This is a genomic window from uncultured Porphyromonas sp. (genome assembly GCF_934359325.1).
GTDB lineage: Bacteria > Bacteroidota > Bacteroidia > Bacteroidales > Porphyromonadaceae > Porphyromonas_A.
The window spans coordinates 1-12,046 of sequence record NZ_CAKRLH010000035.1; the positions used below are offsets into that span (position 1 = coordinate 1).

Here is a 12,046-nt window from a genome sequence, read left to right on the forward strand (position 1 = left end):
TGAGGGAGAGCACGCCATCGTGTAGCTTGGCGGAGACGACCTGACCGGCTGAGGAGGTGACCGAGTAGGTCAGCTTATGACCATCGGGATCAGTGATGCAGTCTCCGAGAGAGATGGTCTGCTCACGGCCTATCGGGAGGTAGGCGAGCGTGATCGGCTTGGAGAGCACGGGGGCAGAGTTGAGGTAGACCTCGTAGGAGATCTTCACCTCCGTCTCGGCACCATACTGATCCCTGACGACTACTGAGAAGTCGTGCTTACCGACGGAACCTCTTGCCGAGAGATCGACGAGGATCGTCTCCTCCTCTCTCGTGGCAGTGATGCCGAGGAGGTCGCCCTTCATGGTGTAGGACCAAGTGTGACCCTCGGGGTCGGCCACCCTGAGGAGCAGACGAGCGGTTTCACTACCGGCGAGGCGGATCTCCTTAGGTCCCTCGACGGTCACCTCGGGGGCGGCATTGTCGAGCGTAGAGGAGGAGAAGAAGGTGGGAGCTGCCTCATTGCCCCAGCGGTCTACCGCCACTATCGCGTAGTGGTAGCCCTGATTAATCGAGAGGTTGCGACTGGTATAGGAGACCTTTTCGCCCACATTATACTTCAGTCCGAAGACCTTGGTAGATTTCGCACTCTTGTAGGTAGAGGCGGTGAGAGGCTCCTTATCGCTGTAGTAGATGACGTAGTAGCTTGCGGTACGATCATCCGGGTCTGCGACGGCAGGGAAGGTGATGGTCAGGTCGGTATATCCCGGCTCTGCCTCTACGTCCTTGACCTGCTCAGGAGCCTTGGAGGTATCGCTGTCGAGCGCACGAGCAGCATCGAGGTACCCGGCACCGAGGATGCCCTCAAATCCGGGATTGTACTCGTCAATGTCCGCCGGGCGGAGTGCAGAGAGGAGGCGACGCTTACAGTCAGCGTTCGTGAAGCCACGTCCGCCATACTTGGAGACGATCAGCCCGGTCACACCACTGGCGTGAGGACAGGCCATCGAGGTCCCCTGCATGAATTCGTAGTAACTCTGTGCAGCGAGGATTGTTCCCTCGTCGTCCACCTTCTTCTGCACCGAGGTGCTGTAGATCTGTCCGCCGGGATAGTGAAGGTCACCACCAGGGCACATCAGCTTGATCCACTCGCCACGATTGGTGTAGTACGCCTTCTTCCAGTCGGGAGCCATGGCGGAGATGGTCACCACCGGACCGTAAGCGGCGGGGTAGGACATATCATCCGAGGACTCATTACCGGCAGCAAAGAGTACCACCCCACCCTTCATCGGGGAGTCGGGCAGCTGATTGCCATCGGCATCGCAGCCGGCACAGTCGATGAAGTAGTCGATCGCGGCCTTGAGCGAGGGGGACATAAACTTGGATCCACCCCAGGAATTCTGCGCAATGACGGCGCCATGATTGGCAGCGTAGACAAAGGCGCGCTCAAAGGCCTGACCATTCTTTCGCCCAAAGGCATCGCAGACCATGATCCGCACACCAGTGTCGGGACTGCCATTACCACCGGCGACACCGGAGACGCCGATGCCGTTGTTATTCACCGCAGCGATAACACCCGCCACGTGCGTGCCGTGGGCGTCGTAAGCAATATTGGCATCCTCGTCGGCAAAGTTGTACCCGTGGATATCGTCCTTGTACTCGCCCTGACCGGGACTCGGATTGACCCAGATATTCTGAGCCAAGTCCTCATGCTCATAGTAGACACCACCATCGATGACAGCCACGATGACGGAGGGGTCTCCGGTCTCCTGCTTCCACGCCTCGAAGAGATTGAGATCAGCGCCCTTGAGCGACTTGAGTCCCGAGCCTGTATTGTGGTAGTGCCACTGCTTGGGGAGGTAGGGGTCGTTGAAGGGCATCACATCCTTCTCGTCACGCTCGGAGTCAAAGCCGTAGGCTCTCAGAGGGAAGAATACCGGCTCATCCATCGTCCGGTAGAGAGGCACCTGCTCCACCAGATCCACTCCGGGGAGATCGGCGACCTGAGAAGCAGAGCGGAGTGTAGTGCTCTCACCGGCACTCTCATCGAGGATAATGTCGTACCAGAGGTGTAGCCCCGCCCGGCGCATACGCTTCTCATAGGCAGGCTCCATGATGAAGACCGGACGCACCTCGCGGGCACCGATACTCCGGAGGAGATCGCTCATAGACTCATCGGAGCTCCGTAGCGCAGGATCATCAGCACGGAGGGCGCGGGTACCGATCTTATCGGCCAGGTCGGGCGTCAGTCGGACGCGGACGAGACCGGGGACCGTCGCCCCCTGACCTGCCGGATCGACCTCGGCAGACTGCTCAGGCTCCTCGGGGTCGAGTGCCGTCCTGTCGGAGCAGGAGGCAAGACCGAGACCAAGGGTAAGGAAGAGGGCTAAGAGCCCCATACTTGACATCTGTCTCATTTCCATAGCTTCTTCATCTGAGTCATCTTATGGTCGAGAGCGCTCGTCTGTGTATTGGAGGCCTCGTAGGGCAACATCATGATGACGAGCGACGGATCCTCCTCGCCCTGGAAATGTGCAAATTGGGTCCTCATCTGGACACCCTTAGAGGCATTGACAAAGACGTCCATCTTGCCGTCAGAGGTCTTGCCGTTGTACTTGAATCCATCCTTCTCACAGAGGGCAAGGAACTCCTCAGTGATATTGAGACGGCCGTTGTACTCCCAGTAGACCAGATTGATGTCAGACCACTCCTGGAAGGTAGCCAGGAGGATGCCGACCTTCTGCTTCTTAGCATCCCATGTGAGATAGTAGTTGCGCGACTTGATCTGCTTGCTGCCGGGCACCTTGTACTCGAAGTAGCAGAGACCATTCGCATCGTCATACTGGTCGGCATCGGGATAGTAGACACCGCCATTCTCCTGCTCGTATTTCTGTACCTCGCTGTAGTCGGCACCAAATGCGACGGGGATGTAGGGGATCTTGTCGAAGGTCTTGTAAGCCTGCGGCTGCTTCGGGATGTAGATGTACTCGATATTGGGGTCGTAGGTGTGGTCCTTGATGGAGGCTACGACGCGATTGCTGGGATTGAAGTAGCGCAGCTTGCCCTGCTTCTCCGTGAAGCCCTCAGCGAGGAGTGCAGAGTCGATGACATGCATGGTCTCCTCTGTGATCATCGTCTCGCCATCCTCATCGGTGGTCGTGTAGTCGGCGGCGATGTAAGCCTGTGCGGCAGTCATCACACCCTTGGTGGAGAAGGAGTAGGCTATCTGACTCATCATCGGGCTGGTGGTCGTGAAAGTGACAGAGCCGGTGAGCGTCTGCTTGATCATGCTCCTGCGCTCCATCTCGAAGCGGGAGATGAGGCTCATGGTGCCGTACTCGAAGTCAATGTAGGGCAGGAGGAAGAGCGGCCACTCCTTCTGCTTCACCGGTACGGATACTGTGCCGGTCTCTCCCTCTACCTGGAAGATGAGCTCGCTCTGACGCGCACCGCCACTCTTATTAGACTCTGCGCGGAGGATTACCTCCTTCTTCCACGGGAGGGAGGTGACCTGGATCCAGTCGGTGGCTGAGGTGCAGGTCCAGCCCTCGCCATTGACGCGGACACTGATGGTAACCTCGCTGTCCCACGGCTCCAGTACGATCGCCTCCGGGACGGTGGTCACATCGAGGGCGTTGCCCTCCTGGGTCACCTTAAGAGCCTTGACTAAGTCTCCCGCCTGCACGAGGACGACGGCATCACGCTGGCCGATCACCTTATTCTCATCATAGACCAGCTTGACGGACTTACCCTCAGGTACCGCAGTGATCCAGTCTCTATTGCTGATGGCGACGACGGACTCCTCATTGGTCTGCACGCTGACGACCAGCTCGCCCTTGTCCTTGGTGAGGCGTACTTCCGGCTTGTCGAGCTCGAGCATGGTCGGCTCCTTCTCTAAGCTCTCAGGCGTACATCCGAAGCAGAGGAGTGCCGTGAGGAGCGATGCAAGTATATATAGTGATTTATTCATGATCTGATTATGTCGTATGGTGGTTTACTTACGGTTGGTTTTGTGAGCAATCATCTTGGTTCCCGGATTGATCTGCAGGACGATGATCGGCTTGGGATCTCCGAAGAACTTCTTACACTGAGCACCTAAGGTCAGCCCCTTCTCCTTGGAGACAAAGACATAGACATGCTCGAGGATGTTGTACTCCTCGAAGTGGAAGCCCTCCCTCTCGCAGAGCTCCATAAATTCGTTGGTCGGCGTGAAGTACCCCTTATAGTTCCAGAATCCTCTATCCGTGTCGAGGAAGTACTGACGGGTCTTCTCGAGCTGATAGATGCCGCTCTTCTTATCCTGATGGAAGAGATAGAGCCGCCCATCGGCCTCGTACTTACCCGGAGGAGTGACAAACTCGTACTCATCCTCATAATTGTAGGTCTCCTCGCCGCCTACGCTGTCCTCATACTTCTTCACCTCTTCCTTCGTGATGCCAAAGTCGGTCAGTCCGAGTGGCAGAGTCTCAAAGGTAGGCATTGCTGCGGGCTGCTCCGGCTTGTAGGAGAAGAGGAGGTGTGGCGTATTCTTGAAGAAAGGCTTGATCTCTACTGTCAGATTGCGCTTATCCTTGTGGCGGAAGGTATTCTCATCCACCTGCTCAGTGAAGCCATTCTCCTTGAGGAAGCTGATCAGCTCCAGGCGCGCCTCACCGAGGAGGAGCTGCGTCGAGGAGGCATCCACCTGAGCATACAGGTAGGCCCCACCCGCATAGATCGTATATACGACACGAGGGAAGGCGCTGCTCGTGGTGGAGAAGGTGAAGAAACGCTCACTCTCGTCCTCGATCGCCCCACCCCTCTTCTCCTCGAAGAGCTGGATGTCGGGTCTTGTAGCACTCTCGAAGTTCATATAGGGGAGTATAAACCAGTCTACCCCACTCTGAGACACGCGTATCTCAGCTCCCCCGCTGCTCTCACCCTGCAGGGTGATCATGATCTTGCCCTCGCGCGGCTCGCGATTGCGGTTGGGTGCCACGCGGACATCGATCCGCTTGGCGACGGGATAGGGCGTAACGGTGATCCACTCATCGTCACTCTTGGCAGTCCAGAGGTCGGTCCCGCTCTCCACATCGATGGAGCGGGTCTCGCCCCACTGACTGATCGAGAGCTCACTCGAGCCGGCACTACTACCGGCATGAGCTATGATCACCTCCGTGCCCTTACCCTGCATGATGGTGAGCTGGCGACGCACACCGGATGCCGTCACGACGACGGACCCCAGACGCGCATCGGAGGTGGGATTAGCCTCCGCACTGATGAGGAGGGTGTGGTCATCTTTCTTGGTGACCGAGATCCAGCTATTGGCGGTATAGCAGCTCCAGTCGGAGGCATCCGTCGTCACACCGATCTCGCGAGACACCTTACCCGGATCGAGTGAGACTATCCCTACCTCCGAGAGGGTCAGGCTCGCCGTCTCACTCAGCTCGTCACCGATCGTGCATCCTGTCTGTAGGAGGAGCAGGAGGATCGGCAGCAGCACCAGGAGTTTTTTTGGTTTACAGCGATTCATAATAATGTATTAAGTGAGTAATAAAAAGGTTCGCATTGGTGTCCGACAGAGCGATCGAAATGCCTCGCACCAAGCTTCACGACACAAATGTACGGACTATTATCGGATCAGTTGCTCACTCCGGATGACATTTTTTCTGATTTCATTTGTTTATTCTTCACTTTGGTTGCAAACAAACTTACTTCTCTTTTTTTTCGCCAAAAAGAATATTATTCTTCAATTAGAGGTATAAATTCGGTACGAAGTATCTACCAAAAAAGGCGTCCGAGGGACTTTACATGTTCCTCGGACGCCTTTTTTTTGCTCTCTCCGGAGATCAGAGCTCGGGCTTGTCGTCTACCGAGTAGCCGTACATGGAGTCAATCTCGGGCGTGTAGCGCTCGATGATATGCGCCCGACGGATCTTCATCGTCGAGGTGAGGAGTCCGTTCTCTACCGAGAAGGGCTCTGTCAGCAGCACAAAGCGCCGCACCTGCTCGTAGTCGGCCTGCTCACGGAGCGTCTCATTGATATGCTCCTTGACGATCCTCTGCGCCTCCTCGCTCGCTGCCAGCTCCTTCGGATCGGTCGGCGCTCCCTCGCCCATCAGCTCACTCAGCACCTTATAGTCCGGCACCACGAGAGCGGTGACGTAGTTTCGCTTATCGCCGATAGTAACCACCTGGCTGAAGAGTTCGTCCTGCAGGATCTGCCCCTCGAGGAAGTTCGGAGCGATGTACTTCCCGTTGCTGGTCTTGTAGAGATCCTTCTTCCTCTCGATGTAGAAGAGATTCCGCTTCTCATCGATCCGGCCGAGGTCCCCCGTGCGGAAAAATCCATCGGCCGTAAAGACCTTCGCATTCTCCTCCGGACGCTTGTAGTATCCCGGCGTGATGGTATCACCCCGCACCAGTATCTCGCCCCCCTCCGACTCATCGATCCTCACCTCCACCGGGTCGATGACACGCCCCACGGAGCTGATCACGAAGTCACCCTGACGACTGAAGGATACCGATGCCGTCGTTTCCGTCAGGCCATACCCGTACATGATCGGGATGCCCATCGAGAGGAGCGATCGGTAGACGTGCTCATTGAGTGCCGCCCCGGAGGTGGGGAAGACCAGCCCCCGGTCGATGCCGAGCTTCTTCTTGATCGTGTGGAAGAAGATGTTGTCGTAAAACTTGTACTGCAGCTTCCGAAAGAAAGGCGCCCTCCGCCCCGTCGAGATATACTTCTCCTGATAGGCAGTCGCCACGCTCATCGACCGTCGAGCCACGCTCTGGAGCGACTTAGGCGCCTCCCGTACGTACTTCATCAGCCCCTGATGCAGCTTCTCCCAGAGGCGCGGCACGCTGCACATAAAGTGCGGATGCACCTCCTTGAGGGAGTGGAAGAGCGAGCGGGCATTCTCATTCACTGCTATCGTCACCCCGCACTGCAGGCAGAGGAGGCTAAACATTTTCTCAAAGATATGTGCCAGCGGCAGGAACATCAGCGACACCCTGCCCGGCTTCATGCCCTCGATCACCAAGTGCGCCTTGATGGCGGTGATGATATTGCGCTGTGTGAGCGGAACCCCCTTAGATGTACCGGTGGTACCACTCGTGTAGAGGATAAAGGCGATGTCGTCGAGGCTGTAGTCTGCCATCCGCTCCTTGATCTCCGCCCGATACCGCTCATACTCGGCATCCTCCATCCGGAGGAAGTCATCCAGTCTCGTGCCGTCGAAGGGCCTTCTCTCGCTCGGCTCTATACAGACCACCGTGCAGTCGAGATCCTTCACCACCTCGCTCACCATGCTGTACTGCCGGTCGTCGCCCACGAAGATCAGCCTGATCTCCGCCTCCGTCACGATATGGCGGATCTCTCCGGCGGCGGAGCTGGCATAGATGGGGATGCTGAAGGCGCGGATCTGCTGCACGGCAAGGTCTAGGGCGAGGAATTCCGCCTTATTCTCCGACAAGATCGCCACCCCCTCCTGCGGACGGATCCCGAAGCGAAGGAGTGCCGCAGCCATCCGGTGCGTCAGGTCGGCAAAGGCCTGCTGGCTCATCTCATGCCACGTCCTGGAGGCATTATCGCGCAGGAGCAGGCAGGGGGCTGCCCCCCCGTAGCGCTCTACATTAGCATCCGGCAGCTGACACAGCGGATATATCTCAGGTGTATGGCTCATAACTCTTATCAGATAGCTGAAGTTTCGTTCCTGTAGAGGTGTCTCTCCTTACGCAAAGCCCCTTACTGAGACAAAGGTACACAAAAGTCCTATAGTGAGAATAATTACTCCCACCACCCCCAGGGGTGACGCACTTGAGCTCTACTGCAAAGAAGTGATAATCCCTGCCGCTGTGCAATCCTGTCGACTGATCCCAGCCATGCTGCTACCGCATGCCGATCCCGCAGGGGCGAAGCCCCGGAGGGATCATCGCTTTTTAGACCGGGTGTCGAGGCACGTAGTGCCGAAGACCCCGGGAAACGACGATGCATTCAAGGTATACGACCCCGCCAGGGTGTCGCACATACCAGTCAGTCAATCAGTGCGACACCCTAGCGGGGTCGCGGGATCGCTAGCAACGCCTGACCCCCGGGTCGTCGGGGCTACGCCCCTTGACCCGGGTCTAAAAAGCGGGCACCCCTGTCGGGGTGCATCGTTCACCACTCTTCACGATGAGTGGAGTGGCTCCAGTAACGCTCAAGTGCACCACCTCTTCCTACCCCATCCAAGCCTATTAGGCGATATGCCCAACAATCGCTATAATTGCACTATTAACTAAGGAAAAGTGTGATTTTTGACACTTTTCCGTACTTAAAAGTGTATTATGGCTATTAAGCGAGACATAACCGACAGACTCATCCGGTGGATAGACTCCCCTCACAGGAAGCCGATCCTGCTTGAGGGCGCCCGGCAGATCGGCAAGACCTGGGTGATGGAGACGTTTGGAGCCGATCACTTCGACTACTACGCCAAGTTTGACTTCGATCGTCAGCCGGAGCTCAAGTCAGTCTTCAGCACCTCCAAGAGACCGGAGCGGATCCTTAAGGAGCTTGCCCTCTATACAGATGTTCCGATCGAGGCAGGGAAGACACTCCTCATCTTTGATGAGATACAGGAGTGTGAGGAGGCCCTAAATAGCCTCAAGTACTTCTACGAGGATGCTCCTGAGTACCACATACTGGCTGCGGGGAGCTTGCTGGGCGTGGCCGTGAAGCGCAAGAGTATGACCGTACCGGTGGGCAAGGTAAGCCTGATGCACATGTACCCGATCACCTTCAGAGAGTTTCTCCGCACGGCAGACCCAAAGACCTTTTCCTACGTGGAGGAAATGGAGCAGCCGGAGCATCTCCCCGAGGTCATCCTCAATAAACTCACCACCGAGTACCGACGCTACTTGGTCTGCGGAGGTATGCCCGAGGCAGCCACTGCACTCCTTGATGGAGAGGGAATGGAGCGCGTGGAGCAGGTCCTACAGGACATACTGGATCTCTATGAGCTGGACTTCTCCAAGTATGCAGAGCCTCGCGACATCCCTCGCATCCGGTCCGTATGGCACTCGCTGCCCTCACAATTGACCAAGGAGAATAAGAAATTTATCTACAGAGTGATCCGAAGTGGCGCCCGATCCAAGGACTACGAGGATGCGCTTCTCTGGCTCGAGGACGCAGGGATGATCTACCGGATATTCAATATATCCAAGCCCGGACTACCGCTCTCTGCGTACGAGGATCCAAGAGCCTTTAAGGTCTACGCGTGCGACTGCGGGCTGCTGCGCCGTCTTGCCAATCTCCCACCATCCACAGTGATGAGCCCGAGTGCCAATTTTACGGAGTTTAAGGGAAGTCTGGCAGAGAATGCTATCCTGCAATCACTCATGCCACTACTTGACAATAGACATCCCTATTACTGGACCTCCGATAATACGGCAGAGGTGGAGTTTGTCATTCAGTGGGGCGAGCGGATCATACCTGTAGAGGTCAAGGCAGAGAATTCTGTCAGCGGGAGGAGCCTTGGTATATACACGAGCAAGTACAGCCCCGAGAAGCGCATCCGCTTCTCACTCCGCAACCTTCAGTACAATGACGGACTGCTGAGCTGCCCCTCTCCTCTCGCCGAGTGGTTCCCTAAGCTACTGGGTCTATAGAGAGCTTATACCGGGCTGATACTCCCATCTCCCATACCCGGGATAAACATTCGCGGAAAAGCGCAACACAGCCCTTGACACACCATTAAGTGCCGAAAAGTGTGGTGATGATACACTTTTCGGCACTTAATTGTGTATGAAAGGAGGTAAGAAGAGCCCCCTAAGCGGCAGCAAAAACGGATGCTCAGGATCAGCCGCTTATCTAATACCGATATTAGTGTCAACTAAACCCGGTAATAGAGATCACTAATACCGGGTTTAGAGAAAACTCTCTAGGAGAGGGTAGTTTTTTGCCCCCCTATGAGGGGTGAAGCACTTAAATAGCACAGAAGTCTATCAACACATTATGAAGAGTGGGGAACGATGCACCCCTTGCGGGTGCCCGCTCCATAGCCACAGGTAGAGGGGCGTAGCCCCGAAGACCCGTGGATCAGGCATCACAAGCGATCGCGACCCCGCCAGGGTGTCGCACTGGTTGCATGACTCCCTGATAAGTGCGACACCCTGGCGGGGTCGTTTATCTTTCTTGGCATCCTCTCCCGCGGTCTTCGGCACTTCGTGCCTCGACACGCGGGCTAAGGAGCGATGATCCCTACGGGGCTCTGCCCCTGCGGGATCGGCAGTCGGGTGCATTAGAAGAGGGATCTCCAGCCGCAGATCTCCTCTGCATAGCTGTAAAGATCTAATGCGTCACCCATAGTCCCCTCTCCTTTTTTCCCAACACGTTGTGTCGCTTCCGCTCCTCTCATCCTATTATACCTTTAGAGAGATAGACTTGATGAAATGCTGTAAAGGATGATGAGGAAGGGTGTGGAAAGTGTTGGTGAAACGGTTCGGACCCCCGAGGAACCCTCTACCCCGGCGACTTTGGCAGGTTGCACAGAGTGTGAGTGGGGCTGTGGAAAAGTGGTGCATAACTTTTGGGGTAAAAGTTTGGTTATCCCGATTGCTTTCTGAGTTCTTTTTTTCGCCCACAAAAGCAAGCAAAACCCGAGAAAAAGTTTTCCACACATCCTAACACTCATTCCCCCTCTACTGACACTCTACCAACATCCCGTGTTAGGATAAAAAAGGGTTGCGATCATGGCCTATGAAGAGGGTAGGTAGGGAGGCAGTGTACCCTTAGGGATAGAGAGGATACCTGCTCGGCGTCACCCTATCGGGGTCGGGAGGTTCTCTTACATCGGTAACTGCCACACAGATGACCGATGCCTATGGAGCGGACACCCCACTACGGTGCGCTTCTTTCCCCATTTTCACATCAACTCTTGGTTTATCTACCTCTAAAATTCTTCATTTGTGACCAGCACTGTATGCTAAAATAAAAAGGCAGAGTAGCTCATTGTGATGAACACTCTGCCACTTATCGGGATGCTGATTATATCTATGGCTTTGTGGAAGTAGATGTGCAGTCCTTACAGTGACACGAAGATGATTGCTTAGTATTATCATCAAGCTGGATGAAGGGAAGCACCTGGGTCATAAATTGGGATATACCTCCTTCGTTTACAATTATTTGGGCATTGCTACCTTTTCGATACTCGTTGTCCTCAACAGCAATAAGCTTAGAATCCAAAAATGAAAACTTATATATTATTTCAGACCATTCTAAGTATGGGTGATCAGTACTTGTCTTGTAGGACAATTGCTCCACAATTTTTCCATCTTTATACTGTGCGAATGTCCTTTTGTATGGGTTGCCCAATAAAAGCTTGACCTGCGCCGGGCTATTTCCAATCTGTATGGAGTCAAGCTTGCTAACAAAGTCATTGTTGTATATCATCTTTTGGCTCTGCTGAGTATAAGCGGAACAACTGAAAGACAATAACAACAGGCAGAAGAATAGTATTCTTTTCATACATCCAATATAATTATGATTGTACAATCCGAGTCCTAACAAATTGATATGATACAATGTACTATCCTATATTTCAATTACACGACAAATGTATCTATAATAATTTAACTGATGCTGTTTGTTTGCTTAGTAACCAGGGGAGACACATTTAAGTGGCACAGAAGTCAATCAGCTCAATGTGAAGAGTGGGGAGCGAAGCACCCCTTGTGGGTGCCCGCTCCATAGCCACAGGTCGAGGGGCGTAGCCCCGAAGACCCGTGGATCAGGCATCACAAACGACACAGCGACCCCGCCAGGGTGTCGCACTGGTTGCATGACTCCCTGATAAGTGCGACACCCTGGCGGGTCTCGGGAAGAAGGGTCTCAGCTCGGCGACCCACACACCCCATTTGCCAACTAGGCTGATATGCGCTGTGATTAGAAATAACATCTAATGTGAATGAAGAAAAATACACTTAACAGCAAGCAAAAAGACGCAATTATCTCTCCACACTCTCATAAAGCCGTTTACTATTTACCCATCTAATATATACTTATAGAGGTCTATTCTCCTCATGCCATTAGTACTGAGTTGTTTACTTGG

Annotated in this window: 6 protein-coding genes; 1 reads left to right on the plus strand and 5 read right to left on the minus strand. The window is 54.7% G+C overall.

Translation table 11 applies throughout. The features are described 5' to 3' along the window. From Q0F21_RS02580 to Q0F21_RS02595, 4 genes are all read right to left on the minus strand, one after another. The coding region (locus Q0F21_RS02580; RefSeq protein WP_297237111.1) for a S8 family serine peptidase at positions 1 to 2,395 on the minus strand (2,395 nt) is incomplete at its 3' end. Beyond that, a complete protein-coding gene (locus tag Q0F21_RS02585) occupies positions 2,392 to 3,948 on the minus strand; it encodes a BACON domain-containing carbohydrate-binding protein (RefSeq protein ID WP_297237113.1) in 1,557 nt (518 codons plus the stop codon). The genes Q0F21_RS02580 and Q0F21_RS02585, both read right to left, overlap by 4 nt. Positions 3,949 to 3,972: 24 nt before the next feature. After that, positions 3,973 to 5,490 carry a BACON domain-containing protein gene (locus Q0F21_RS02590; RefSeq protein WP_297237115.1) on the minus strand — a complete coding sequence of 506 codons (1,518 nt, stop codon included), beginning with the start codon at positions 5,488 to 5,490 and terminating at the stop codon, positions 3,973 to 3,975. 316 nt (positions 5,491 to 5,806) lie between these two features. Next, positions 5,807 to 7,642 carry a long-chain fatty acid--CoA ligase gene (locus Q0F21_RS02595; RefSeq protein ID WP_297237117.1) on the minus strand — a complete coding sequence of 612 codons (1,836 nt, stop codon included), beginning with the start codon at positions 7,640 to 7,642 and terminating at the stop codon, positions 5,807 to 5,809. 643 nt (positions 7,643 to 8,285) lie between these two features. Between Q0F21_RS02595 and Q0F21_RS02600 the strand changes: the two genes are divergently transcribed. Continuing rightward, entirely contained in the window at positions 8,286 to 9,605 is a 1,320-nt protein-coding gene (locus tag Q0F21_RS02600; RefSeq protein WP_297237119.1) for an AAA family ATPase, read from the plus strand. Between the two features lie 1,384 nt (positions 9,606 to 10,989). Here the strand turns inward: Q0F21_RS02600 and Q0F21_RS02605 are convergent. Then, positions 10,990 to 11,463, minus strand: coding sequence for a hypothetical protein (locus Q0F21_RS02605; protein ID WP_297237121.1), 474 nt, complete (start codon positions 11,461 to 11,463; stop codon positions 10,990 to 10,992). Positions 11,464 to 12,046 lie beyond the last annotated feature (583 nt).